Source organism: Nonlabens xylanidelens (assembly GCF_002934445.1).
GTDB classification, from domain to species: domain Bacteria; phylum Bacteroidota; class Bacteroidia; order Flavobacteriales; family Flavobacteriaceae; genus Nonlabens; species Nonlabens xylanidelens.
On record NZ_PTJE01000005.1, the window covers coordinates 144,581 to 169,312 of the forward strand.

29 protein-coding genes are annotated in these 24,732 nt (G+C 34.3%); 7 read left to right on the forward strand and 22 right to left on the reverse strand.

Going from position 1 to position 24,732, the window contains the following annotated elements; translation table 11 throughout:
• The first annotated feature begins 4 nt into the window (after nt 1–4).
• The gene (locus LY01_RS11195; RefSeq protein ID WP_104515943.1) at nt 5–334 is read left to right on the forward strand and encodes a hypothetical protein; all 330 of its coding nucleotides are present in this window, start codon (nt 5–7) and stop codon (nt 332–334) included.
• Between the two features lie 5 nt (nt 335–339).
• Here the strand turns inward: LY01_RS11195 and LY01_RS11200 are convergent, their stop codons facing one another.
• The 5 genes from LY01_RS11200 to LY01_RS11220 form a co-directional block, all read right to left on the reverse strand.
• On the reverse strand, nt 340–1,206 hold the full coding sequence (locus LY01_RS11200; RefSeq protein WP_104515944.1) for a nucleoside phosphorylase: 867 nt from the start codon (nt 1,204–1,206) through the stop codon (nt 340–342).
• A gap of 1 nt (nt 1,207) precedes the next feature.
• On the reverse strand, nt 1,208–1,606 hold the full coding sequence (locus LY01_RS11205) for a Rid family detoxifying hydrolase (protein ID WP_104515945.1): 399 nt from the start codon (nt 1,604–1,606) through the stop codon (nt 1,208–1,210).
• A 138-nt stretch (nt 1,607–1,744) separates the two neighbouring features.
• On the reverse strand, nt 1,745–2,881 hold the full coding sequence (locus LY01_RS11210) for a peptidylprolyl isomerase (RefSeq protein ID WP_104515946.1): 1,137 nt from the start codon (nt 2,879–2,881) through the stop codon (nt 1,745–1,747).
• Nucleotides 2,882–2,953: 72 nt separating this feature from the next.
• Nucleotides 2,954–3,505 (reverse strand): gliding motility-associated peptidyl-prolyl isomerase GldI, encoded by a 552-nt coding sequence (gldI, locus tag LY01_RS11215; RefSeq protein ID WP_104515947.1) that lies wholly within the window; start codon nt 3,503–3,505, stop codon nt 2,954–2,956.
• Nucleotides 3,489–4,514, reverse strand: a complete 1,026-nt coding sequence (locus LY01_RS11220; protein ID WP_104515948.1) for a DHH family phosphoesterase — start codon at nt 4,512–4,514, stop codon at nt 3,489–3,491. Before LY01_RS11220 ends, gldI begins: the two co-directional genes overlap by 17 nt.
• A gap of 139 nt (nt 4,515–4,653) precedes the next feature.
• Here LY01_RS11220 and LY01_RS11225 point away from each other — a divergent pair, with 139 nt between their 5' ends.
• Nucleotides 4,654–5,073, forward strand: coding sequence for a nucleoside-diphosphate kinase (locus tag LY01_RS11225; protein ID WP_104515949.1), 420 nt, complete (start codon nt 4,654–4,656; stop codon nt 5,071–5,073).
• 111 nt (nt 5,074–5,184) lie between these two features.
• On the opposite strand, the gene LY01_RS11230 is transcribed toward LY01_RS11225, so the two are convergent.
• The 4 genes from LY01_RS11230 to LY01_RS11245 form a co-directional block, all read right to left on the reverse strand.
• On the reverse strand, nt 5,185–5,766 hold the full coding sequence (locus LY01_RS11230; protein ID WP_104515950.1) for a Maf-like protein: 582 nt from the start codon (nt 5,764–5,766) through the stop codon (nt 5,185–5,187).
• A 5-nt stretch (nt 5,767–5,771) separates the two neighbouring features.
• On the reverse strand, nt 5,772–6,692 hold the full coding sequence (locus LY01_RS11235; protein WP_104515951.1) for a geranylgeranylglycerol-phosphate geranylgeranyltransferase: 921 nt from the start codon (nt 6,690–6,692) through the stop codon (nt 5,772–5,774).
• A 116-nt stretch (nt 6,693–6,808) separates the two neighbouring features.
• The gene (locus LY01_RS11240) at nt 6,809–7,342 is read right to left on the reverse strand and encodes a KdsC family phosphatase (protein WP_104515952.1); all 534 of its coding nucleotides are present in this window, start codon (nt 7,340–7,342) and stop codon (nt 6,809–6,811) included.
• Nucleotides 7,332–8,090 carry a Rossmann-like and DUF2520 domain-containing protein gene (locus tag LY01_RS11245; protein ID WP_104515953.1) on the reverse strand — a complete coding sequence of 253 codons (759 nt, stop codon included), beginning with the start codon at nt 8,088–8,090 and terminating at the stop codon, nt 7,332–7,334. Before LY01_RS11245 ends, LY01_RS11240 begins: the two co-directional genes overlap by 11 nt.
• An 87-nt stretch (nt 8,091–8,177) precedes the next feature.
• Between LY01_RS11245 and ccsA the strand changes: the two genes are divergently transcribed.
• A complete protein-coding gene (ccsA, locus tag LY01_RS11250) occupies nt 8,178–11,510 on the forward strand; it encodes a cytochrome c biogenesis protein CcsA (protein WP_104515954.1) in 3,333 nt (1,110 codons plus the stop codon).
• Nucleotides 11,511–11,548: 38 nt separating this feature from the next.
• Here the strand turns inward: ccsA and LY01_RS11255 are convergent, their stop codons facing one another.
• From LY01_RS11255 to LY01_RS11300, 11 genes are all read right to left on the reverse strand, one after another.
• Nucleotides 11,549–12,271, reverse strand: a complete 723-nt coding sequence (locus tag LY01_RS11255) for a hypothetical protein (protein WP_104515955.1) — start codon at nt 12,269–12,271, stop codon at nt 11,549–11,551.
• Between the two features lie 29 nt (nt 12,272–12,300).
• Nucleotides 12,301–12,798: a YehS family protein gene (locus LY01_RS11260; RefSeq protein WP_104515956.1), complete on the reverse strand. Its 498-nt coding sequence runs from the start codon at nt 12,796–12,798 to the stop codon at nt 12,301–12,303.
• A gap of 121 nt (nt 12,799–12,919) precedes the next feature.
• On the reverse strand, nt 12,920–13,423 hold the full coding sequence (locus LY01_RS11265) for a DUF6787 family protein (RefSeq protein WP_104515957.1): 504 nt from the start codon (nt 13,421–13,423) through the stop codon (nt 12,920–12,922).
• Nucleotides 13,424–13,437: 14 nt separating this feature from the next.
• Nucleotides 13,438–13,851 (reverse strand): DUF6146 family protein, encoded by a 414-nt coding sequence (locus tag LY01_RS11270; protein ID WP_104515958.1) that lies wholly within the window; start codon nt 13,849–13,851, stop codon nt 13,438–13,440.
• 153 nt (nt 13,852–14,004) lie between these two features.
• Nucleotides 14,005–14,661, reverse strand: a complete 657-nt coding sequence (locus LY01_RS11275) for a DUF937 domain-containing protein (protein ID WP_104515959.1) — start codon at nt 14,659–14,661, stop codon at nt 14,005–14,007.
• Nucleotides 14,662–14,780: 119 nt separating this feature from the next.
• Complete coding sequence (locus LY01_RS11280) at nt 14,781–15,866, reverse strand: serine hydrolase (protein ID WP_104515960.1); 1,086 nt, start codon at nt 15,864–15,866, stop codon at nt 14,781–14,783.
• Between the two features lie 70 nt (nt 15,867–15,936).
• Nucleotides 15,937–16,332 carry a hypothetical protein gene (locus LY01_RS11285; protein ID WP_104515961.1) on the reverse strand — a complete coding sequence of 132 codons (396 nt, stop codon included), beginning with the start codon at nt 16,330–16,332 and terminating at the stop codon, nt 15,937–15,939.
• A 49-nt stretch (nt 16,333–16,381) separates the two neighbouring features.
• Entirely contained in the window at nt 16,382–16,525 is a 144-nt protein-coding gene (locus LY01_RS15395) for a pirin family protein (protein WP_346222332.1), read from the reverse strand.
• 160 nt (nt 16,526–16,685) lie between these two features.
• Nucleotides 16,686–17,639: a D-2-hydroxyacid dehydrogenase gene (locus tag LY01_RS11290; protein ID WP_104515962.1), complete on the reverse strand. Its 954-nt coding sequence runs from the start codon at nt 17,637–17,639 to the stop codon at nt 16,686–16,688.
• A 156-nt stretch (nt 17,640–17,795) separates the two neighbouring features.
• Nucleotides 17,796–18,857 (reverse strand): 3-phosphoserine/phosphohydroxythreonine transaminase, encoded by a 1,062-nt coding sequence (gene serC, locus LY01_RS11295; RefSeq protein ID WP_104515963.1) that lies wholly within the window; start codon nt 18,855–18,857, stop codon nt 17,796–17,798.
• Nucleotides 18,858–18,932: 75 nt separating this feature from the next.
• Nucleotides 18,933–20,051, reverse strand: a complete 1,119-nt coding sequence (locus LY01_RS11300; RefSeq protein ID WP_104515964.1) for an acyl-CoA reductase — start codon at nt 20,049–20,051, stop codon at nt 18,933–18,935.
• Between the two features lie 35 nt (nt 20,052–20,086).
• Here LY01_RS11300 and LY01_RS11305 point away from each other — a divergent pair, with 35 nt between their 5' ends.
• The 4 genes from LY01_RS11305 (at nt 20,087) to LY01_RS11320 (ending at nt 22,833) form a co-directional block, all read left to right on the forward strand.
• Nucleotides 20,087–20,437 (forward strand): 4Fe-4S dicluster domain-containing protein, encoded by a 351-nt coding sequence (locus LY01_RS11305; RefSeq protein ID WP_104515965.1) that lies wholly within the window; start codon nt 20,087–20,089, stop codon nt 20,435–20,437.
• Between the two features lie 125 nt (nt 20,438–20,562).
• On the forward strand, nt 20,563–21,279 hold the full coding sequence (locus tag LY01_RS11310; protein ID WP_104516002.1) for a DUF6503 family protein: 717 nt from the start codon (nt 20,563–20,565) through the stop codon (nt 21,277–21,279).
• A gap of 68 nt (nt 21,280–21,347) precedes the next feature.
• Complete coding sequence (locus tag LY01_RS11315) at nt 21,348–22,058, forward strand: hypothetical protein (RefSeq protein ID WP_104515966.1); 711 nt, start codon at nt 21,348–21,350, stop codon at nt 22,056–22,058.
• Nucleotides 22,042–22,833, forward strand: a complete 792-nt coding sequence (locus LY01_RS11320; RefSeq protein ID WP_104515967.1) for a porin family protein — start codon at nt 22,042–22,044, stop codon at nt 22,831–22,833. The genes LY01_RS11315 and LY01_RS11320 overlap by 17 nt, the downstream gene beginning before the upstream one ends.
• Nucleotides 22,834–22,838: 5 nt before the next feature.
• Here LY01_RS11320 and LY01_RS11325 read toward each other — a convergent pair whose 3' ends face one another.
• Both LY01_RS11325 and LY01_RS11330 read right to left on the reverse strand, forming a co-directional pair.
• Entirely contained in the window at nt 22,839–23,453 is a 615-nt protein-coding gene (locus tag LY01_RS11325) for a hypothetical protein (RefSeq protein WP_104515968.1), read from the reverse strand.
• 96 nt (nt 23,454–23,549) lie between these two features.
• On the reverse strand, nt 23,550–24,674 hold the full coding sequence (locus LY01_RS11330; RefSeq protein WP_170034610.1) for an OmpA family protein: 1,125 nt from the start codon (nt 24,672–24,674) through the stop codon (nt 23,550–23,552).
• Nucleotides 24,675–24,732: the final 58 nt, after the last annotated feature.

Genomic DNA, 24,732 nt, shown 5'->3' on the forward strand with positions numbered 1-24,732 from the left:
TTTTTTGACCATTTCATGTTCTGATGAGTCCAATGATGATATCCAAGTAGAGAGAAATATGACCTTAAATATAAATGAAGAACATAACGAACTTCTAAGTCTTGAGAGAGATCAAAGAACTCATACTATAACGAGACAGGCTAACATATTTGAAACAAGTGAAATTATTCAAACTTTAAATGCCTCAGATGAGGAAATGTCATTCTTTACTTTCAAACCACAAGATTCGTTTACAGGCGAGGAAACAGTAATCATTACCACAATTGAAACCTCAAGCGAGAATGTAAATAACAGTCGTAAGATCACTACAACATATAACTTTACTGTACAGTAATAGTTTTAAGTAACAATAGAATCTAAAGTGAATTTAATTAGTTTCTCTACTAACTCTTTAGGCTTTGTAGAAAACTCACCAGTAGCTCTATTTGCAAGAATAGCATTTAAAGATACAGCTCTATGACCTAATAACTTTGACATGGCATATATACCAGCGGTTTCCATTTCTAGATTAGTTATTTTATGTCCTTCAAAATTGAAGTCTGCAATGTGTTGATTCAAATCATTTTCTGCAGGTTGTAATCTTATTTTACGACTTTGTGGCCCATAAAATCCTACATTAGTAATGGTATTTCCATTAATCATCTCTACGGTCTGAAATTTCTTTGCAAGGTCTGCATCGCAGTTTACTATGTAAGGGGTAGAATGTAATTTTGATCGTGGAATTTGTTGGGTAACCGCTTTCGCAAAAGCGAGATCACCACCATCACTTTCATACCAGTGCATTAAACTATCAAAACCTATCCCGCGTTGTGATAATAAAAAGCTGTCTATGGGAATGTCACTTTGCACCGCTCCACTAGTTCCAACACGTATGATATCTAGAGATTTAAGCTCTTCTTTTACTTCTCTAGTTTTAAAATCTACATTTACTAACGCATCTAACTCGTTAAAAACGATGTCTATATTATCCGTTCCTATACCGGTAGAAACCACGCTAATGCGTCTGTTTTTATAAACACCAGTATGGGTGTGAAACTCGCGTTTTCCTACTTTTAACTCTATAACGTCAAAGTATTTTGAGACTTCACTGACACGCTCTGGATCACCTACTGTGATTACTGTGTCTGCCAGTTGATGTGGTTTAAGATTTAAGTGATAGATGCTACCATCTGGATTTATGATAAGCTCTGAATTTGCTATAGGCATATTAAAAATCGTGTTTTGCGATGAGTGAAATTTCTACATTCACATATTTAGGCAGGTTTGCTACCTCTACAGTTTCTCTAGCAGGAGCTGTTTCTTCTTTAAAGTAACTTCCATAAACTTCATTAACCGTAGCAAAGTTGCCCATGTCACTTAAAAAAATACTTGTTTTAAGTACGTTTTCAAAAGTCATGTCTACCTGTTTAAGAAGGCTCTCTAGGTGCTTCATTACTAGATGTGTCTCTTCTTTAAGGTCGTCTATTTTAAGTTCTCCAGTAGCAGGATCTATCGCAATCTGACCGCTAGTGTATAATGTCTTTTCAAAATCATTACTGTAATATACAGCCTGATTGTAGGGACCTATAGGCTTAGGAGCAAGGTCTGTGTAGATAATTTTTTTCATGATACTAATTTAAGACTTATTAAAGAGCTTCTTGAAACTGTATAATAAGTTTTTATTTAAGAATATGTTAAATGAAAAAGCGCGTTGTGTAAAACAACGCGCTTTCTATTAAATATGGAACTTTAAGTTCTATATGATTTATTTTGTGATCTTCATTTCAAAAACAAGATCAGTGTTAGGAGGTATAACACCACCAGCGCCACGCTCACCATAAGCAAGGTCAGATGGTATAAATGCTACTATCTCGTCACCGTAATTCATAGATAACATAGCGTCTTTAAATCCTTGAACCATACCTACAGAAGAACTGTATTGAACTGGCATAGGGGCATAAGCATTCATTTGTGCTTTTCTCTCGTTTACGTTATCATATTTTTGAGCTATCTCTAATACAGAAGAGTCAAATAAAGTACCGTCCATAAAGAAACCACTATAATCCATCATTACAGAAACGCCATCAGCTGGTTTTTCACCGCTTCCTACTTTCTTTACATAAACCATTACATCGCTATTAGGTAATTTAGTAGCTTTAAGTTTTAGAGCAGCAAGGTCAGTTGCTTTAGCCGCTTTATTTGCAGGTGCAGAAGCTTTTCTTTCGGTAGCAATCTTTTCTGCTTCTTCTCTTTTTGCTTTTGCAGCACTTAATGCGTCTTCAAATGTTTTAACAGCATCCCATTTTCTAGCTTCTTTACCTTTACGGATTATAGATATTTTTTGCATGATCATATCTTCTACAGGCTTCTGTCCGTTTACTGGAGTAGTAGCAATAGAATCAACAACTTCAAGGCCTTTTACCACTTTACCGAATACGTTATAACGCATATCCAGTCCAGGGTTTTCTTTGTGCATGATAAAGAACTGGCTACCGTTAGTATCTGGTCCAGCATTTGCCATAGAAAGGATACCTTTAGAATCGTGCTTTAAAGAATCGCTTACTTCTTGATCAAATTTGTAACCTACATCACCACTTCCAGTACCAGTGATATCTCCACCTTGTATCATAAAGTCTTTAATTACTCTATGAAAAATAAGACCATCATAAAAAGGTTTACCTTTAAGAGAATCGTTCACTAATGGGTGTTTACCTTCAGCGAGAGCGACAAAGTTAGCACTAGACACAGGAGCATCCTTGTAATACAATTCTGCAAACATGGTTCCTTTATTCGTTTGAATTTCGGCATATACACCATCCTTAACGTCTGGATATTTGTCTTCACAAGAAGATGCCATAAATACTAGGGCAAGTATTGCAAGTAGTCCGTGGATTTTTTTCATTTTACTAATTTATTTTTTGTTTAAAATTATTTTGGATTTTGCTTTCGCGAAAGCGGAACACTTATCCCACTTTTAGTTTTCTACATTTATACCTAATAATCTTACACGACTTTTAAAAGGTGTGTTGGGTCCTATTAGATTTTGGTCTCCATAATAGCCATAAGCTGCATAAGATGGGAAAAATACGATCATCTCCTCATTGGTTTGCATTAACTTTAACGCTTCTCTCATACCTCTAAAAACACCATATTCTTGCTCTAGGCTCTTTGTGATAGGAGATAGGTCTTCTTTATTATAAATAACCTCTCCATTTAAAGAGGTAACATCATATTCAAAAGTAACTCGATCACCGAATTTAGGCTGGATACCGCTTACAGAATCTTTTTTAGTAAACATGTAATAAAACCCAGTTGAACCGCGCTCAAACTGTTGATCTAAATCCTTAATAATGGTTTCTATCGCCTCCTCTTCGGCAGCGTATAGTTTTTTATTAATTTCAATAGATTCTTGTATGGTAGAACTAGTCGTGTTAGTAATAGGTTTTCTAGGTTCTACTTTTTTACTACAACCGTAAAAAGAAACTAGAATAACAACTACTAAAACCGTTTTATATAACCACTTCATGGAGCTCTTTTTCATAAGAGGGCAAGATACTAATTAATTTTTTCACTGTATCGTCCATAGAAAGATCAGATTTACCACCGGCTGCATTTTTGTGGCCGCCACCTTCCCAGTTATCTCGTGCTAGTTGATTCACATCAAAGTCCCCCTTAGATCTTAATGATGTTTTAATGATAGACTCGCTTTTTTTCTCGATTAATATTTGTGCAAATACAATACCGTCTAGACTTAATGCATAGTTTACAAAACCTTCTGTATCACCTTTTTTAAAGTTATTGTCATCCAGTTCTTTTTGAGTAAGAGTGATAAAAGCAGTGCGGTATTTTTCTAAAATAACCATGTTATTAAGTGCAACACCTAGCAACTTCATTCTAGAAGGTGTGTTTACATCATGAATCTTGCGATTTATACCTTCACTATTAGCACCTTTATCTACCAGATTTGCAGCAACACGTAGGGTAGTAGAAGTGGTAGAACGGTATTTAAAACTACCAGTATCTGTTAATATACCTGTGTACATAGCAGTAGCCATGGCAGGAGTTATTTTTTCAGTGTCGCCTAGCATTTCTAGAAAGTGATAAATCATCTCGCAGGTAGAACTCATAGCTGTGTCACTATACATATAGGTAGCAAAATCATCTGGTTGCTGGTGATGGTCTATCATAACAAAGGTAGATTTTACCTCGCTAAGAATAGTTTCCATATTTCCTGCGCGGTGAAAAGCGTTGTGATCTAGGTTAAAAATAAGATCGGCTTCATTGATAAGAGCATCTGCTTTTTTACTTTCTTGTTCGTAATTGACAAATAAATCACTGTAATCCATCCATTTTAAGAAGGTAGGAAAATCGTTAGGACTTATCATAGTTACCTTGTGACCTAGCTGGATTAAATAACCGTAAAGCGCAGTTACAGAACCTACAGCGTCACCATCTGGATTTTTATGTGGTACAATAACAATATTTCTAGGAGAGGAAAGCTCTTTTTTCAGGCCTTCAATTTGATCTTTATTCATAGGGTAACAAAAGTAAAGTTTTCTCAGGCTTTAACAAGTATAATGGTCATTAAGCTAGAGGACAGTTTTATTTTTTATTTAGGAGGTATAATTTTATGTCAAAGTATTACTTTTGCAGCGCATTTTAAAAAATATAAAAATGGCTACTAATAGAACATTTACAATGATTAAGCCTGATGGCGTTGAAGACGGTCACACAGGTGCTATACTTGATAAGATTACAGCAAGCGGTTTTAGAATCGTTGCTTTGAAAAAAACTCAAATGACTGTTGCAGATGCACAGGCGTTTTATGAAGTACACAGTGAGCGTCCATTTTATGGTGAATTAGTAGAATTCATGAGCCGTGGTCCTATAGTAGCTGCAGTTCTTGAAAAAGAAAACGCTGTTGCAGATTTCCGTACTTTAATAGGTGCTACAAATCCTGCTGATGCTGCCGAAGGTACTATTAGAAAGATGTTTGCAAAGAGTATGGGTGAAAACGCTGTTCACGGTAGTGATAGTGATGAGAACGCTGCTATAGAAAGTGCATTCCACTTCTCTGGTCGTGAAATGTTCTAAGAAACAGACTCTTTATAGTAGTTTACTACTTTAAATTATATAGAAAAGCCACTTCATAAGAAGTGGCTTTTTTTGTTGGTTGTTTTTATCGCTTTCGCGAAAGCGAAACAATTAAAATTCTTTTAAAAATTTATACACTTTAGGTAATGGCAATCCCATGACGTTATAATAGCAACCTTCTAAACGTGTGACGGCTGCATACCCTAACCAGTCTTGTACACCATAGGCGCCAGCTTTATCAAAGGGTTTGTAATTAGTAACGTAGTAGTCTATTTCTTCTTCACTAAGAGGTGCAAAATGTACCTTAGTAACATCATTAATAACATGCTGACGTTGCGATGTTGTAAAGCAAACAGATGTGTAAACTTCATGAAAATCCCCACTCATAGAGTTTAACATCTCTCTAGCATGTGTAGCACTTTTAGGCTTTTCTAATGGAGCGTCATTAAACCATACTATGGTGTCACTAGTTATTAATAGTTCGTTTTCCTTTAAATCATTCTTAAAGGCGCTAGCTTTTAGAATAGAAAGGTAGTCTGTGATTTCATGACCTTTTAAACGGTCACTGTAAACCTCGTCTACAGGTCTGGTTTTTATTTTAAAATCTAGATCTAAACCTTTTAAAAGCTCTTGTCTACGTGGTGATTGAGACGCGAGAATGATCTCTGTATCTTTAAATTTATTTGCTAGCATAGCTGTTAATTGAAGTAATAATTGATTCTAAAAATTCCTATAGATAGTATTCCTAATAGTAAAACTACCTTGAGTATAGTAGACAGTATATGAAATTCTCTTTGAGACGCAGCTGTCCATAATTTGATCATGACATACATTAACGGTCCCATGATTAAGAATATGAAATAATAGGTAGCAATTTCATTTAAGTAAATATATTCATAAACGTACCAGCCTAATAGAACTAGAATAGCTATTATAAAAATAGAAGTAAACCTTGCTGCACGAGTTCTACCTAGAGCAATGGCCAGAGTGTTTCTACCACCAGCTTTATCACCATTTACATCTTCACAATCCTTAACCCATTCTCTAACTAGATTGATTAAAAATGCCATTAAGGCAAATTCTAATAATCGTGCCATGATAAATCTAAAAGCAACTTGTGTCTCTGGAGTGATGACAGGAAACATTTCAAATACTCCAGTGATTAATAGGACCAATGCAACTAATATAGAGATGATAATATTACCTACTAGTAGAATAGATTTAAGCGAGCTCGCATAAAGGTAAAGTACAAAAGCCACTGCAATAAATACACTAGAAAGCACAGGTTTCCCTAAACTGTTTGATAAAACAAATCCACAAATGACAGCAGTTATGGTAAGAGTAAAGTATAAATTATAAGCACTCTTTTCTGAGATGCTCTTTGTTACTAGTAGCTTTTCTGGTTTATTGACTCTGTCTATTTCTACGTCATGAATATCATTAATGACATTGCCACTTGCGGTGAGTAGGGCAGTCGCTGCTATTAATAGAAGCAATTGCCACCAGTTTAAAGCAGGTACCACATTAGATGGTATAAGCATGCCGTATATAATGACTAGTTGCGGTATAATAGTCATTAATACGTTGGGCCAGCGTATAATTTTAAGGAAAACAGTCATTTTAAATAGAAGGAAAATTTTAAAGCTATTGAGGTAAAACTAAGTGATTCCGCTCTATAGCGGAATCACGATGTCAACTTATGTATTTGTGTCTGATCTCTTAAAGTCCAAGATCATTAAGTAGATTTAACGCTTTTACCATCTTGTACGTTCCATTTACCTTGTACTTTCATGACTTGTTCTATGATGTCACGTACACAACTATCGCCACCATTTTTATGAGATATATATTGACTTACCGCTTTTACTTCAGGAATTGCGTCTTGTGGACAACAGCCCACACCAGCAAATTCTAGTGCTGGAACATCGGGCATGTCGTCACCCATGTAGACTATGTTTTCAGGCTTTAAATTATGTTTTGCAACATATTCGTGCATTTGCACCATCTTATCACTGGCATTTAGAAAAACGTCTGTAACGCCTAGACCTACTAGTCTAGATTTTACACCTTCATTTCTACCGCCTGTAATAATACATACGTTAAATCCATTATTAAGAGCTGTTTTCATGGCATAGCCATCTCTTGCATTCATGGTACGTAAAAGTTCTCCAGATTCAGAAATAAGCATGCGACCATCGGTAAGGACGCCGTCTACGTCTAGAATAAAAGTTGTGATATCGTGTAGTAATTCTTTATAGCTAGTTGCCATGTGTTTTTTGTATGGAGTTAGTAATAGATCGGTACATATCGCGATCTTCATTATCAAGCATTTCTAAATGCTTTTCTATAGTTTTTATGTCGTTTCTCATCGCTGGACCAGTCTGTGCCTTTTGAGGAGATAAATCTATTGCTTTAGCAAGTGTTTCTTGCATTAACGCGTTAAGCAATTGTGTGTCTATCGCGGCATCTTGCATTATTTGGTCAGCCTTAGTATAACAGTGATTTACAAAGTTATTCATGTAAACAGCCGCTAGATGGAGCTTTTTACGTTGATTAGAATTGATTTGTTCTCGCTTTCGCGAAAGCGTAACAGCCACCTGCTCTAACACATTATTTACAGCCTCACTGCTAGATTCTAAACATAAAGTAATGTCTTCAAAGTTAGGTTTTCTGGTCTTACTAAAGCTTTGTGGCATATAAAAAACGCCGTGATGTTCATGTTTTTCTAAGGCTGTAATGGATACACTACCGCTGGTATGAGCTACAATAGCTTGTGAAGTAGGTAATAGGTTTGCTGTTTTATTTACGGCATCATCTGGTACTGCGAGTATAATAAGATCGCAAGCGGGCAAATTTTCTATTTGAGAAAGTAAAGGGGCTTTTATATCTGATAGCTTTTTTTGAGCTCTATTATAATATCCTACAAGAGAAATTTTATTTGATAAAGTAGCTTTTTCAAAGGCATGACATAAGTGCATTCCTACATTACCGGTTCCTATAATAATAATCTTAATCATAATGTAAAAATACGTACTTCAAAGCGACTCACAATACATGGTGTTGCGGCTTTTGTGAAGTATCTTTGCAGCCTGTAAAAAAGTCCTATGAAAGATAGATTAATTGCCTTGCTTTTTGGTACTCGTACAATGACATTTTTGCTGCTAGCATTTGCAGCAAGTATGGCAGCGGGAACGCTTATAGAAAACTCCTATGATACTCCTACTTCTAAGCTTTGGGTATATAATACATGGTGGTTTTCATTAATCATGTTCTGGTTAATGCTCAATTTTATAGGGAACATAAAACGTTATGATTTATTACAGTGGAAAAAGTGGGCGACGCTTACTTTACACTTGTCATGGGTTCTTATTATTATAGGAGCAGGAATAACACGTTATATCTCTTTTGAGGGTATGATGTTGATACGTGAAGGGCAAACTGCAAATACTTTTTTAAGCGACGAGACTTATTTCAGTGCTATAATTCAAGGTGACGATGAAAACGGTAACCCTATGCAACGTAGTGTAAAGGAAGGTTTATTAGTCTCGCAATATGATTATAAGACTTCTAGGGATTTTGATTTTTATGACAAGAATGTAAAAGTAACTATAGACAGCATGATTTATGATGCTGTAGAAGGTTTAAAACCTGGAGATGAAAATAGCGATCGTTATTTAAAGATCGTAGAAGCTGGTGAGGGAACGAGACATGATCATTTAATTAAGGATGGAGAAGAAGCGAGTATTCACAATGTGCTCTTCGGTGTGAATATAGATCCTGTGGTAGCTGCTCAAAAAGGTCTTATTAATATCACAGAAAACTGGAACGGTTATACGATACAGACACCATATGCTGGAAATTACTTGCGCATGGCAGACCAGCTAGAAGGAGAAGTTTTTGGAGATTCTATACAAGAATTAAAATTAAGATCATTGTATTCTCTTGCTGGAATGCAATTTGTGATTCCTGAGCCTGTTACCCAAGGTGAGGTAGGAATAATTAAAAGCCCTGAACCTACTAAGGCAAAGGCACACGGTATTCTCGCTACGGTAACTAGTGGTGAAGAATCTCAAAAAATAGAATTATTAGGCGGTAAAGGGATTATATCAAATTTTAAAGACATCGATATTAATGGCCTTAAGTTATATTTAAAGTATGGCTCTATTGCGAGAGAATTACCTTTTAGTATACAATTAAATGATTTTATAGCTAGTAAACAACCAGGAACAGAAAAGTCGTACTCTGCTTTTGCAAGTGAAGTTACTGTTATAGATTCTATGGGTAAAACACCAGAACGCATTTATATGAATCACGTATTAGACAAAGAAGGTTATCGTTTTTTTCAAGCAAGTTTTGATCCAGATGAATTAGGTACACACTTATCTGTTAATCACGATTTCTGGGGTAAAACGATTACCTACATAGGTTACTTTTTACTTTATTTAGGTCTTATGGCATTGCTATTTGATCCTAATACCAGATTTGGTGAGTTAAGAAGATTAATTAACCGTGTTAAAAAACGCAAGGCAAAACAGCTAGTAATGATTGCGATGTTGTTTTCTATAAGTATAGCTGGTGCGCAAGTGCAAGAAGAAGATCATACTGGGCATAATCATGCTGCAGGAGAACATTCTACAGCTATAGATAGTAGAGAAGGTGTAAGTACAAATCAAGATGAGGCTGTTGTAGATACAACTGCACCAGATATAGATCTTGCAGATACTAAATTACCACCTATACCATTAAAACTAGCAGATAGTATTATAGTGGCTAATATGGTACCACTTGTACAAGCAGAACGTTTCGGTAGAATAGTAGTACAGGATAACGGTCGTATGAAGCCTATGTCTACACTTTCTAGTGAGATATTGCGTAGACTGTCAGAAAGAGATTATTATGAAGCCAAAGTAGGTGATAGTGTTGTAAGGTTAACACCAGAGCAAACGATGATAAGCATGATTCAAAATAGAGATCTATGGTTTGATGTGCCACTTATTAAATTGAATTATAAGAATGATTCTTTAAAAACTATTATAGGAGTAGATAAAAGTACCAGTTATGCTCGTGGTATGGACTTTATAAGAAGAAAAGACAGTACAATAGGTAGCTATAAAATAAGCCCTTATCTAGACGAAGCAAATGCAGCGGACGTGAAGTCGAGCATACATCAAGGTTTTATAGATATTAATTACTCTGTAGGTTTGCTAGATCAGGTACTAACAGGTTCGATATTCAAGATCTTCCCTAAAAAAGGAGCTGAGAATAATACTTGGTATTCTGCTCCAGATATAGAAAAGGCTGCTTATACAGAAGAACGTGATCATAACTTTGTTAGAGACTTCTTTCCTGCTTATAATGCTTTATTACATCAAGGAAATGCTACTGGTGACTATGTAAATGCAAATGCAGCATTGAACAGTTTATTTGAATTTCAACGTTATCATGGTGCTGATATAATTCCTAGTGAAGATAAAATTGAAGCAGAGATTCTTTACAACAAGTACAACGTTTTTAAGAGCTTGTATAAATGGTATGCATGGTTCGGTGTGATGATGTTGATTCTTTTAATAGTAGAGATTATCAAACCGATGAAAGAAATAAGATGGACTATTGAGTTTCATAAATGGGTCATCTTTGGATTATTCTTAGTACATACTGCTGCGTTAATCATGAGATGGTACTTAAGTGGTCATGCACCATGGTCCAATGCTTATGAATCGTTGATTTATGTGGCGTGGGCAACGATGCTCTTTGGACTCATGTTCGGTAGAAAGAGTCATATGACTATTGCTAGTACCGCATTTGTAGTAGCTATAATACTATGGGTAGCACAGTTAAACTGGTTAGACCCATCGATAGGTAATTTACAGCCTGTTCTCGATTCTTACTGGTTAATGATACATGTATCTATAATTGTAGGTAGTTATGGACCGTTTGCACTAGGAATGATTTTGGGTCTAGTGACTATGATTCTTATGATATTCTCTACAGAGAAGAATAAGAAAATTATGGATCTTAATATTAAGGAGCTTACTTATATCAATGAAATTTCACTTACCGTAGGATTAATAATGCTTACCATAGGTAACTTCTTAGGAGGTATGTGGGCAAATGAATCTTGGGGACGTTACTGGGGCTGGGACCCTAAGGAAACTTGGGCATTGATAACTATATTTATTTATGCTTTTGTATTGCACTTAAGACTTGTTCCAGGTTTAAAAAGTAGATGGACGTTTAGTTTATGGTCAGTACTAGCATTTATAAGTGTATTGATAACATATTTTGGAGTAAATTTCTACTTATCAGGGCTACATAGTTATGCAAGTGGAGATCAAATCATCTCTTATCAATTTGCAATGATATCGTTATCAGTGATTTTTGTTATAGCAGCTATTGCTAGATACAGAGAGAATAAAATTTACGGTAAAAAGAAATAGTAGTACAACTGCCGTTTTCATTAAAGCTCTATACAGAATTACTTATTTGTATAGAGCTTTAATTTTTTGATAGAATCTTTGCTCATGCTATAGTTTGCTATTGCTTTAATTATCATACCGCAACCTACTATAATTGCACCATAAAATATTAATGAAATATTATTACTAGCTAGAGTAGTAGATATACCTATTACAGCTAATAGCAAACCTAATAAGATCATTATATTTCTCCTAGATTTCATCTTTTTAAGGATCGAGTCTAATACTTCTATAACTTTAGCTTTGTAAGAAAGAGGAATTTGAAGATCACGATCATAAACACCTGCATATAGTGCTAGAAACTCTTCTTTAGAAAACTTATCTGTATTATGATGCTCATCTTTATTCTTTAAAAAGACATCAATTATAGAGGTGAATTGATTAAGTAAATCTTCATCATTTAAATGAAGTTGTTTTCTTGAGGTTTCTAAGCTGTGCTTTTTCTGTTGTTCAAAAGTAGATTCTTCTCTCAGTCTAGCTTGCTCGTCTGCATAGAGTTCGTCTAGGAGAGAGCTTTTCTCATCAACAGATTTGTGTTTAGGCGCATTGTCATACTCTCTTATTTCTTTCCATTGATTTACATCTATGGATCGTTTTTCTAAGGTAATTTGTGCAGCATTCCAGGCGACAGGAGTATATTTTTCTTTATCTATAGTAAGAATATGAATCAATTCTCGATCAGAAAAATCGGCATATAGTTTAAGAAGTTGCTCTTGATTCATTTAATTATTATGCTGATAGTTAGATCTCTTTAGTCTTTAAATGAATTCCTGTAAGCTTCTTTCTCACGTTGTGTTTTACGTTGTATCTGGAAACCTTTTAAGAATTTACGTAAATACTGATCATTTAAATATTTGAATTTAGGATGTGTTCTTTTTCTGAAGAAGGCACTCAATTCTGTTTCACTTATCACAACATCTGCCTTTTTCCAGATATAGAGTAATTCTTTAGATGTAAAATTAAAGGCAATTTTAAGTTTACGTAGGATAATGGTATTATCTAGTTCTGTCTCTGCGACAGGAATTTGACCATCTTTTTTACCTCTATGGTTAACTATAAGTCCATTAAGAAAAACAGCTAGATTTTCATCTACGACTACATCAAAGTCTTCATCTTCTTCTTTTTTGAGCCAGTTGCTTATTTCTGCTCTAGAAACAGGTTCACCACCTTTGGCATATATATCTATCATCGCATCATCACTCAAGTTTAGAGTAAATCTCAATCTTCTTAATATATCGTTGTTATCCATTTCTTTTATTTATAGACTAGTTTAAGGCTACAAAGGTACGATTATGATTGCCTTTAAGAATATTTTATTGGGTTTGTTCCACTTTTGCGTAAGCAGAAATCAATTAATAATGTTTTTACTTTTATAATTTAATACCAAATCTAGAGAGCATCTTCTTTTCAAATTTCCAGAAAAAGTCAAATTGACCAAATAACCAGCCCATTGCTACTAATAAAATTTGATAAATAGGGAAGAGTATAAGTATACGCAACGGCCAGAATAGCCATCCAGACATAGATTCTCTGCTCAAGCCTATGTATTCCATAAATGGGCCTGATAAACGTGCAGATAAGGAACCAGTGATGGCAAATACTATAAACATGGCAATTAATTCCCATCTATATGTAACTTCCCATCTGGTTTTTAATTTTGAAAACAACCACATGGTTATTTTGTAAAATATATAGGCTAGAATTAAAGTCACGATTATGGTAAAAGCATACTCGTAGGTAATGTCTTCAAATGTGGTAGGTAAAATGCGCACGGCTATAAAATAACCACATGCTAGTAAACCTATTATTCCTAAAAGGATGTAAATGAATTGCCAGTTTTGGGTAATCTCCCAATTCTTTTTTAGTTTTTGCATATTGCAAAAATAAGTTACTTCAACTTCTGATTATATTTTTGTTCAAAGAAAAGGAAGTAGTTGTACAGTAAATAATTCACCTCATAGCCATAATCTGTTCTACGATTGTAATCTATGGCAAATGGGTAAAGATGACGGCCATATTTTATAGGGTTTCTAGATCTAATATTATAAGTAGTAACTTTAAAAGCATTACTTATTTCCATAGCAGATTGAGAATAATAACCTCTAGGTGGTTGTGTACCTAACCAAGAATTAAATCCAGGTTCAAAAATTATAATCTCGTATTCTAGACTATCGTTTACGATACGTATTGTGTCGTTTTTTACAGAACTATTAGAAGTTAGTTTTTTATTTTTTCCTGTATCCATGGTGCTGCATCCTACGATAGCTACTATCACAAAAATGCTGTATATAAATGTTTTCATAGGATAAAAATAGAGTGCTTGTTTCCTTAAATGAAGTAAGAATGAGTTAACGATGCAACTCGTTGAGTAAACAAGTACTTACTACATTAAAGGTACAAAAAAAGCGATCACTAAAGGAGTGATCGCTTTTATAATAATAAAGAGTTGGGATTGTTATTTGAATAAACCTCCTAAAATACCACCTATACCGCCACTTTGTTTTTTATCACCACCTAGAACCATTCCAGCAACGTCGTCTATAATGCTACCATCACCGTCTGCATCTAGAATTTTTTCAATAAAGCTTTGTTCTCCTGCTGCAGCACCAGACTGACCACCTAGAACAGAACCTATAAGGTCACCTATACCATTAGATCCAGAAGCAGTTGTTTGAGATTGATTTTGTTTTGCAAGTACACCCATAACTACAGGAGCAGCCATTTTAATAATTTGACTTACAGATCCCATGTCCATACCACTAGTTTGTGATAACGCACTTTCTACCTGAGTTTGTTTTGAACCTAAAACATGATTTAATATTCCAGCACCATCAGACTCTAATTGCTCTGGGCTACCTGCACCATCACCAAAAATACCACCCAACATATCCATTACACCACCACCGCTATGACGTGGGTCGTTTAATGCATTGTTAAGAGATTCTGCACCTTCAGGAGTAGCTGCATTACGTTGCATAGCTCCTAAAATAAGAGGCATTGCTTGAGATAATAGACCAGAAGTTTGGTCTGCTGATTGTCCTGTTTTTTGAGAAAGTCCTTGGATTAAAGTTTTTCCAGTATCAGATTGTAGTAAGTCTAGTATTGATGACATAAGTAGTTGTTTATTTTAATTACAGCACAATTTACATAATTTTATTGGTAGTATTAAAAAAGGCTAGATTTTAGTTTCGCTTTCGCGAAAGCGCAATTATTACCGACCAATAACCTTAATTAATCGGTATAATACATTTTTATGGATTCTGTCATTTTGCGATTTCTGAGTACGGCACGATCAAAATCATGCATAGACATGGTTAGTTTTTTACGTTCTTGAGCATTTAAGTCATTAAAGAAATAAGCCATCTCTGTAGTGTTACCCTTTTTATCTGTCGCATAGAGTGACATATTCATTATAAATAAGGTAGAGCCACCCTTGCTACCTAAATGCTCATAATACTCCTTAGTAGAATTATAGACCATACTAGTTTCTATAATATCATCTAGGATAACTTGTGTAGTTGTATCGAAGTAGGTTTTAGAATTGAGCTTTTTCATTATAGAGATATAGTCACTCACACTGCCGGCGGGCAACCTGTCGGACCATATACGTTGTATCGCTTCATTTAAATCCAGTTTTTGATTTCTATATTCAGTATCTTTCTTCAACTTTTCATGAATACGAAGAGAATGAATGGTGTATTCATTCATGGATAACGAGTTTACTTTTTTTACAACAGCATCAGTTTCTAGATCAGGAAATAAATCTGTAGTAATAAATAAGGAGGAAACAAAAGGATAAATCTCTGTATGGTCTTTTAATTCTAGCTTTTCTAATTGCTTATTAATATTTACCAGACCAAGCTTTTCCATTAACCATTCAGAATTTGCATTAGAGCTGTATTGCATCATCCCTTTGGCTATGTGTTGTAAAGGAATGCTATCTCCATATTCTAGAGTTTCATCACTGTCTGACCACTTTTCATGAGCACCGCCGTCTGTGTTAGGAACATAGTAATTAAGAAGATCACTTTTCAATATTTTTTCTTGAGCATCTATGGTTCCATTAGAAGCTTGCTCTGCAAATTCAATAGCAATAATAAATTTTACCGTACTAGCCAGAGGCATTTTCTTGTGTATGTTGCGCTGTGCGATAACGGTATCGTTGCGCACTAGCATAAAGGCCGCTTTATCTGGATGGTTTAAGGCAAACGTTGCTACATGATCATCTTCAGGAAAAAAGGAGTAAATAGCATATCCACCTGCGGCAATGGCTATTATAAGAATGAAGACCATTCCTAATATTATCTTTTTAAGCATCTTATTTAGTTTTGGGTATGCTTATGTGACGAGTATTGGGGTATAATTGTTACATAAATTTTAATTAAAACTAGAAGTAACTGGCTATTTTTATAAAGGTTAGAATTAAAATACTCAACAGTAATAAGAAAATTCTAAAGTTCTTTTGCTGCCTAGCCTTACGATCAAATCCATCTTTTTTTAATTCCCATGAAAAAATAATTTCTATGAGTGTCAATGTCGGTGAAAATATAAAATCAAATATATTATAGCTTTCTTTTTCTTTTTTTAGAGCTTTAATTTTTTCTTTTTTTGATTCTAAGTAAGTAGCCATCTCGATTTTTCTAGATGGAATTTTTCTAGATTTCAGTTCGATAATTGATAGGTTTACAGCGTCAGTTGTCCATTTTTGAGGTGCACCAACTATTTGCAATAGCTCTTGGTCTGTTCTACTTTTTATAGGTGGTATAAAATGGTCTTCTAACATTTATGAGTGAAATTGAGAAAAATCTATGTACAATAATAAAATGATAATTTTATTTCATAGGCACTTCCATTAATAAAACTTCAACATTGTCTGACATGGACTTCATGTTAAATGATGGTGTATCCCAAATTTCAAAACCATCTTGACTACTTAATTCTTGATCATTTGCAAAACTAAATTTTTTATAACTGATTAACTAGCATTGATTTGCATGACCACGAGAATCTGCTTTATATAGTATTGTTTTAATAGCTGCAAATTTATTGTAGGTACTAGTATTGTTGTGTTAATAGAATCAAAAAAACCGCAATCGATAAGATTGCGGTTTTTTTTTAATGAATATCTAGAACGTATTACCCTAATATCTCAATAATCTGATCAGCCAGCTCAGTTCCTATACGGTCCTGTGCTTCATTAGTTGCAGCGCCTATATGTGGACTTAATGAAAGTTTATCATTCATTAACAAGACTATTTCTGGTTGTGGTTCTTTTTCAAAAACATCTAGTGCAGCAAAAGAAATATGCTCTGTCTCTAGCGCATTTACTAGAGCAACCTCGTCTAAAACACCTCCACGAGCAGCATTAACTATAGCAGCTCCTTGTTTCATTTGTGCTAATTCTTCTGCGCCTATCACATAATTCTCTTGTGCAGGAACATGAATAGTAACGAAGTCTGCAGTTTTAAGTAATTCTTCTTTTTCTACAAGAGGAATTTCTACTTGTACTGTCTGTCCATCAAAAAGATCCCAAGATACAGTAGGAGCCTTATCGGCAAAACTATCATGAGCAACTACTTTCATACCTACACCTGCTGCAATTTTTGCAACTTCTTGCCCTATGCGACCTATACCTATAATTCCTAAAGTTTTACCACGTAATTCAGAACCTTTTGCATATGCTTTCTTTAAACCTTTGAAGTTACTATCTCCTTCTAGGGGCATGTTTCTGTTTGCGTCATATAAGAACCTTACACCACCGTAAAGGTGACCAAAAACTAACTCGGCCACACTGGCGCTACTTGCCGCAGGAGTGTTAATTACTTTAAGTCCTTTTTCACGTGCATAAGCCACATCTATATTATCCATACCAACACCACCGCGTCCTATAATCTTAAGACTTGGGCAGTTGTCAATTAACTCTTTACGAGCCGTAGTTGCAGATCTTACTAAAAGTACTGCTACTTCATTTTTATTTATATATTCTTCTAATTGTCCTTGTGCGACATTAGTAGTAATTACCTCGTGACCAGCTGCGGTTAATTTATCAATTCCGCTTTGTGAGACACCGTCGTTTGCTAGTATTTTCATTTTAGTTTCTTTTGTTTCCGTTTCCTAACCTTAAAAGGGTGCAGAAACAGTTGACTTATTATATTAAACTTTGAGTCAAATTTAAGTTCTAATGAAATCTCACCCTTTAGGGTTGGAGAAAAGATTTCGTTATTAAAAATCTATGATTATTAATTCTTAAGCATTTTTTTCTAACTGCTGCATTACATCTACAAGAGTTTGTACGCTCTCTAGAGTTAATGCGTTATACATGCTTGCACGATAACCACCTACAGATCTATGACCGTTTAAACCATTGATTCCTGCTTCTTTCCACATAGCATCAAATGCTGCAGTGTGTGCGCTATCATTTAAAACAAATGTAGCATTCATAGCAGATCTGTCTTCTTTCTCTTTTACAAAACCATTGAACAACTCATTGCGATCTATTTCATTATAGATTAATGCGGCTTTCTGGTTATTTAATTTTTCTATAGCATCTATACCGCCATTTTCTTTTAACCATTCTAGTGTAAGCATACTTACATAAATAGGAAATACTGGTGGAGTATTGAACATAGAATCTTTTGAGATATGTGTTCTATAGTCTAACATAGAAGGTATTTGTCTAGAGACTTTACCTAAAATATCTTCTTTTACAACGATTAAAGTAGTTCCTGCTGGACCCATATTTTTTTGAGCACCTGCATAAATCAAATCGTATTTTTCAAAATCACGTTGTCTTGAAAATATATCACTACTCATATCACAAATTAATGGAACAGACACATCTGGAGTGTACTGCATTTGAGTACCAAAAATGGTATTATTAGTCTGAAAATGGAAATAATCCACATCTTCAGGGATTACATAACCTTTAGGAATGTGATTATAATTATCTGCTTTTGAAGAAGCTACTTCTATAACCTCACCAAACATTTTAGCTTCTTTAATAGCCTTATCTGCCCAAGTACCAGTGTTTAAGTAAGCTGCTTTTTTCTCTAAAAGGTTATAAGCAACCATTAAAAACTGCATACTTGCTCCACCACCTAAGAATAATGCTTTATAACCTTTGCCAGTTAAACCTAAGTGTTCCAGCGCTAGGGATTGAGCTTTTTCCATGACCGAAACAAAATCCTTACTACGGTGGGAAATTTCTAGGATACTTAAATCGTTGAAATTAAGAACAGCTGCCGCTGCTTTTTTAAAAACTTCTTGTGGCAGTATGCATGGTCCTGCGCTAAAATTGTGCTTAAGCATTGTGTGTCATCTTTTGAATGAATTACAAAAATGCAAAATAGAACGCCAAATTATGTTATATAATCGATAAGGTTTTTAAGATAATGTCAACAAAAAATGAATCGTATCCACACCGTCTGCATAGTCTTGTAATCCAGGTGTTTGTGTAGAACCGAATTCTACTATCTGTGGTGCAGTCAGTTCTCCTAACGAATTACTTACAGTACTGGCTGCTGGTCCAGATGCTACAACGCATTGTAACTTATCTGCATTTTCTTGAAACTCTGTCGCTAGGTCTTCTAAATTATCGTAATAACTATAGCCTAAACTAGCAATAGGAGAGGAGTAGCTGTCATTTTCTTCTTTGATTAATAAGAACTCGTTATCTAATAAATCAAACTCGCTCATTAAATAAACGGCTTTGTTATAGTCGTAGTTATTTAGGTATTTTTCATTTTTAATAAGTTCTTTTCTAACGAACATGCCATTAAAAAACAGATCAAAATTATATCCTTTGGGCACTTTTAAATGACTCACACTTCTGCAACCTAGACCAAAATAAAGAAACACATCTTTACTAAGCGCTTCCATTTGTTCTAGTGTTTCATTTCCTGTTAAAACGGCAACACTATTTCTATTTTTACGTATGATATTAGGCTTTTTACCAAAATAATGTTCAAAGTATCGAGCTGTATTATTACTTCCGGTAGCGATTACCGCGTCATAATTTTCTAATTTACCGTTTGCATAAGAGTAAGATGTAGCCAGTTCTGGACAGTAAGAAGTTGCTATTTCTAGTAATAAAGGAGTGAGTACGTCATCATTGCTAGAATTTTTAATCATCGCATGATGTCCTGAAATAATGACACATAAAACATCATGAAAACCTACTAGTGGTAAGTTACCAGCCGTAATAAGTGCTACATTTTTAGAGCTTATTTTTTCTAGCTCATAGGCTTGTGTCCAGTTAGTTAGATTCTCTACGGTTAAGGCATTTGCCCATTCCTGAATGGAAAAATGTAAAGTGTCTTCTGTAAACCATGAGTTCTTACGTTCTGCTAGTTCCAGTCTTTGTTTTATGATATCTTGCCAGCTTGCACCTGAGTCTGTGAGAGACTCTAGGGTACCTTTTAGGTAAGAAGATAGTTGGGATCCCGCTTTCGCGAAAGCGGAAATACGATCATTTAACGTGGTATTTATTGACAATGTGTTCACAAGGCACTATTTTTGCACAAAAGTAAAGAAAAGCTATGGCAATCATCATAACAGACGAATGTATTAATTGTGGAGCGTGTGAACCTGAGTGTCCTAACACGGCAATTTATGAAGCAGCAGATGACTGGCGCTATGCAGATGGTACAGATTTAGATGGAAATGTTGTTTTACCTAACGGTAAAGAAGTCGATTCTAATGAGACGCAAGAACCAGTAAGTGACGAGTTTTATTATATAGTCCCAGATAAATGTACCGAGTGTGTAGGTTTTCATGAAGAGCCACAATGTGCTGCGGTATGTCCGGTAGATTGTTGTGTGCCAGATGATGACGTCGTAGAGACTAAAGAAGTGCTGTTAGAAAAGCAGGCTTTTATGCACAAAGACTAAGTTATATTTCAAACTATAATTACAATTTTTAAAACTCTCAAGAGCCATCGCTTTTGGGAGTTTTTTGTATTTATGATTTTATGGAGCAACTGGTTATTAGTTATATTAGCTTAAAATTTATAGCCATGAAATATCTTTTCTCACTTTTATTTATAGGAGCTTTTTTTAATGGAGTTGCGCAAGAAATTACAGGACAGCAACTACTGGATAAAGCAATCAAAGTTCATGACCCTAGTGGAAACTGGAATAGTTTTAAAGGAAATTTACAGGTTACGATGTCTACGCCAGATAAACCAGCTCGTGTGAGTGATATTTTAATAGACTTACCTGCTCAAAAATTTAGTGTAGCCGCAACTCGTGATAGTGTCATAACTATTTATGCGGTAGATAAAGAAAATACCTCAGTAGATAAAAAGGATTTGAGATCTCCTGAAACTAAAGCGGTGAGTACTGATAAAGACAATGAAAGAGCTGTTTTTATGAAAAACTATTATACCTATTTGTACGGTTTACCGATGAAATTAAAGGATGAAGGAACTCATATAGATCCTAAAGTAGAACGTAAAACCTTTAAAGGCAAAGAATACTTAGTAGTAAAAGCTTCTTATAATGAAGCGGTAGGAAGCGATGTGTGGTTCTTTTATTTTGATCCAATTTCTTATAAAATGGAAATCTATCAATTTTTTAGAACAAATGAAAAAGGTAATATAAAACCTGATTCTGGAGAGTACATTTTATTATCTGATAGCCATTTAATCAATGGAATACACATGCCTAAAGTACGTAAATGGTATTATAACAAAGATGATAAATTTCTAGGCGCAGACGTGATTACAAAATAATTGTACTTTTCTTTATAATGATAAGCAACCTTTTTTAAAATTCTACATCTATCTATAAACCAACCTAGATGAAGAAGTTACTTTTTCTGTTACTACCCATTCTTTTAATTTCTTGCGAGGCCAGACTAGACGACGATAAGCGTGCATTTTTTAAAACTAGAATAGTTGATTCTAGTGGTTTGCCACTTGTCAACGCATCGGTAGAGGTAACGACTTATAGATCTTATGATTTCTTCTCAATTAACGGACAGAATCTAACAAAAACTTCAGAGCCTGACAGAGATTTTTTATTAGGTAAAGGAACAACCGATGAGAATGGAGCCGTTTCTTTTACCATGTTGTTTGATACTGCCTATAGATATTATGTTCATATAAAAGGAGTTGATGATTCTAGTAAAATACTAGCTGTAGCAAGTGATAGTTTTAATCAAGATCTTACTCTAGATATTCCATCAATTACTATGACAGATATGGCAAATGTGGAATTAGAGTTTATAAATACATCAGGTACTACAACTGTCTATGATGTAACCATTAATTATTTTGCGATTTATTGTGACGAATTGTACGAGAATAACTCTTTTGTAAGAGATGAAAATTGTGAGTTTGAAGATGAGATCATCGATTTGGTAAATCAAACAACAGATGATGGTTTATTTGAATTTAGAGCCTTTTATCCATCTGTTATAGATGTGAATTATAGAGATGCTGCCGGAAACGAAGTAAATGAACAATTTACCATTAACAATCCTACAGAGCGTTATGAGATTAATTACTAGAAAAATACTTATAATAGCAACTGTTTTATCAGGTTATTATTCTTATAGTCAAGAAAATACAACAGAAAAGTCTCATAGCTTACCAGATCGTGTTTTTGCAGTAGATTTTTATTTGCAACGTGCTTTGCCTAGCGGCGATAACTTCATAGGTAACGGATTATCTGACGGTACTGGCTACGGAATAAGAATGCAATTTGACATTTATAAAAACATTTATGTAGGAGGTGCACTGAGTCAAGACTTTTTCAGTGTAAAAAATACAGATGTGATAGGAGAGTTTAATAGAGCTACTAAGTTCAATGCTTATCTGTTTCTAGGTTATGATTATCAATTAAATGACGACTGGAATATCACTGCAGATCTAGGTTATGGATACAGTCAAAATAAGAATAGACAAAGTACAGAACAAGGTGGTGGTAAATTTAGAGATACTGGAAATGTATTTAGAATAACGACTAGCATAGAATACAATTTGTCTAGTGCTACATCCATATATTTAAGTCCCAGTTATGAATCTATCTCCTATAATATAAATAGTGCTCCTGCATTAGGAGATACTTTTGATAAAGGTAAATTTATAAATCTAGCTTTAGGTATCCGTTTTAACGTTAGAGATTATAGAAATGTACCTCTTAAAGATGCCGATAATCAAGAGCTTATTGATTTGCAAAATAGAGATCGTGATGATTTAAGTATTTCAGAGAAAAGAAAACTTTATTTTTTAAAGAAAAAAGAAGCTAGAAGATTGCGACGTGAGAGAAGAAGGAGTAAGTAAACTACTTAATCAGTTAACCGCTCAAACTCATAAACAGTATCAGAGCTAGATCCGGCACTCATTATAAAAATGGATCCATGAGATTCTGAAGATCTCTGAACCAGTAAGTGATTATCGTTACTTAAACCTATTCTTACTTGTGATTTTGAATAGGTGTAAAAGATGAATGGCACGCCTTTTCTTTTTATATTTTTATTATCCAAATATAGAAATCCATCTTTTACGGTATAAGGAATGGTAGCGGTAAATTGAGATGCTTTGTTATGGTAATCAGTGATCTGCAAGACCTGATCTTTTGTATTTACTTCTACATGAACTGTAATATCTCTAATTTGTTCTATTAGATCCAAAGCATTTAAAGGTTTATTATCTAATGGTTGATTAAGCAACATCTTATCTAGCGTATGCTGTAATCTATTAACTTTTACTACGGATAATTTCCCATATCTAAAATTATATTTCTTCTCCGGATTGCATTTATAGATTCCAGATATACTGTTTGCGGTATTATCAGTTACTTCTTTTATGTTCCTTTTAAGTTTTGCGCTATTTATTCCAGCAGCAAAACTACTTACTAAAAGGTATAATATAACAAGTCGTAATAGGATTATAATTCTCATAATACTGATTTATAGTACAATATTAGGATCATTTGCAATAACAAACTTGTGATAACTACCAACTAAGGATAAGATGTTTGTGATTATCGCAAATTACTATTTTCTCAACACAAACTCCACACGTCTATTTTTTGCTTGCGCATCTTCTGGCTCGTTAGGATCGATGGGTTGTGATTCTCCATAGCCTCTGTAGTTGATTCTATCTTTTGATATTCCTTTATTGATGAGATAGTTTGCAACACTTTTTGCTCTGTCTTCAGATAGTTTTTGATTGTATGCAGCGTTTCCTAAATAGTCGGTATGACCGTTTATAGTCACTTTTAAATCAAGATGTGATTTCAAATAAGTTACTAGTTCATCTAGTTCTTGAGTAGTTTTCTCAATCAATGTTGCTTTATCAAAATCAAAAAGCACTGATTTTAAGGTGTAGATGGAATTGAGTTTAAAGGTATTCTCAACTTTTATTTCCTCTTCTATTTCTTCTATACTTACGTCATCTATATAATAATAAGATGAAGGTCCTTCAACTCTTGATCTAGTCAGTTTATATTTAGTTTCTAGATTGCTTTTAAAGTTACCTATAGTAAAATATTTTTCTGTTCCATTTGCTATGAATTCAGTTTCAACTAAGGTCCAGTTTTTAGAATCTTTGAAAGTTTCTACCGTTGATAAGTCTACTAGGTAAGAAAAATCATCTTTTTTCTTTTGTTCATTAAAGTCAATATTATTTACACTGTTTTTGGTTTCTGTAATTGTTAATCCATCAAAATTTTTATAGGTAGTAAAGTTTTCTCGATTTGAGTTAAATAAGACCCCTATAGAGTTTGTGCTTAGTCCTGACTTTTCTGCGAGTGAGATAAAAAACTTTATTTTGTAATTTTGACCTTCGATTAATTTTTTTTGCAAAGAACCAGTGATATATTCTCTATAATTTTGGTGGTTTAATAAAATTATACCTGCATAGCTATTTCCTTCTTTTGCTTTTTGCCATCCGTTAACGTTATTAGGCACGCCAGCAGGACTAAATTTATTACATGACGAATAGAAGTCTGGAGTTGCTAGGGTAGGAACTATCCAATCTTTTACATTACCATTAAATTGGGAGTAATCATCTGGACATTTTTCAAACTCCTCAAAACTTCCATTTAAAACAAGGTTTTGTGAGAAGCAAATGTTAGTTATCAAAAAAACAAATAGGACAGATGCGAGGTTAGATTTCAAGAGATAAAGGTTGGTTACTTTTATAAAGTGGATTTTGAAAAAATATTGTTTAAAGCTA

Bases quoted from the DNA above. Each gene is read 5' to 3' on its own strand.
- LY01_RS11210 (WP_104515946.1), bottom strand. From the start codon at position 2,881: ATGAAAAAAATCCACGGACTACTTGCAATACTTGCCCTAGTATTTATG.
- LY01_RS11325 (WP_104515968.1), bottom strand. From the start codon at position 23,453: ATGAGAATTATAATCCTATTACGACTTGTTATATTATACCTTTTAGTA.
- LY01_RS11315 (WP_104515966.1), top strand. From the start codon at position 21,348: ATGAAGAAGTTACTTTTTCTGTTACTACCCATTCTTTTAATTTCTTGC.
- LY01_RS11285 (WP_104515961.1), bottom strand. From the start codon at position 16,332: ATGTTAGAAGACCATTTTATACCACCTATAAAAAGTAGAACAGACCAA.
- LY01_RS11275 (WP_104515959.1), bottom strand. From the start codon at position 14,661: ATGTCATCAATACTAGACTTACTACAATCTGATACTGGAAAAACTTTA.
- LY01_RS11235 (WP_104515951.1), bottom strand. From the start codon at position 6,692: ATGACTGTTTTCCTTAAAATTATACGCTGGCCCAACGTATTAATGACT.
- LY01_RS11320 (WP_104515967.1), top strand. From the start codon at position 22,042: ATGAGATTAATTACTAGAAAAATACTTATAATAGCAACTGTTTTATCA.
- LY01_RS11230 (WP_104515950.1), bottom strand. From the start codon at position 5,766: ATGCTAGCAAATAAATTTAAAGATACAGAGATCATTCTCGCGTCTCAA.
- LY01_RS11225 (WP_104515949.1), top strand. From the start codon at position 4,654: ATGGCTACTAATAGAACATTTACAATGATTAAGCCTGATGGCGTTGAA.
- LY01_RS11240 (WP_104515952.1), bottom strand. From the start codon at position 7,342: ATGGCAACTAGCTATAAAGAATTACTACACGATATCACAACTTTTATT.
- LY01_RS11270 (WP_104515958.1), bottom strand. From the start codon at position 13,851: ATGAAAACATTTATATACAGCATTTTTGTGATAGTAGCTATCGTAGGA.
- LY01_RS11290 (WP_104515962.1), bottom strand. From the start codon at position 17,639: ATGAAAATACTAGCAAACGACGGTGTCTCACAAAGCGGAATTGATAAA.
- LY01_RS11310 (WP_104516002.1), top strand. From the start codon at position 20,563: ATGAAATATCTTTTCTCACTTTTATTTATAGGAGCTTTTTTTAATGGA.
- LY01_RS11280 (WP_104515960.1), bottom strand. From the start codon at position 15,866: ATGCTTAAAAAGATAATATTAGGAATGGTCTTCATTCTTATAATAGCC.
- gldI (WP_104515947.1), bottom strand. From the start codon at position 3,505: ATGAAGTGGTTATATAAAACGGTTTTAGTAGTTGTTATTCTAGTTTCT.
- LY01_RS11255 (WP_104515955.1), bottom strand. From the start codon at position 12,271: ATGAATCAAGAGCAACTTCTTAAACTATATGCCGATTTTTCTGATCGA.
- LY01_RS11205 (WP_104515945.1), bottom strand. From the start codon at position 1,606: ATGAAAAAAATTATCTACACAGACCTTGCTCCTAAGCCTATAGGTCCC.
- LY01_RS11305 (WP_104515965.1), top strand. From the start codon at position 20,087: ATGGCAATCATCATAACAGACGAATGTATTAATTGTGGAGCGTGTGAA.
- LY01_RS11200 (WP_104515944.1), bottom strand. From the start codon at position 1,206: ATGCCTATAGCAAATTCAGAGCTTATCATAAATCCAGATGGTAGCATC.
- LY01_RS11265 (WP_104515957.1), bottom strand. From the start codon at position 13,423: ATGCAAAAACTAAAAAAGAATTGGGAGATTACCCAAAACTGGCAATTC.
- LY01_RS11245 (WP_104515953.1), bottom strand. From the start codon at position 8,090: ATGATTAAGATTATTATTATAGGAACCGGTAATGTAGGAATGCACTTA.
- serC (WP_104515963.1), bottom strand. From the start codon at position 18,857: ATGCTTAAGCACAATTTTAGCGCAGGACCATGCATACTGCCACAAGAA.
- LY01_RS11260 (WP_104515956.1), bottom strand. From the start codon at position 12,798: ATGGATAACAACGATATATTAAGAAGATTGAGATTTACTCTAAACTTG.
- ccsA (WP_104515954.1), top strand. From the start codon at position 8,178: ATGAAAGATAGATTAATTGCCTTGCTTTTTGGTACTCGTACAATGACA.
- LY01_RS11220 (WP_104515948.1), bottom strand. From the start codon at position 4,514: ATGAATAAAGATCAAATTGAAGGCCTGAAAAAAGAGCTTTCCTCTCCT.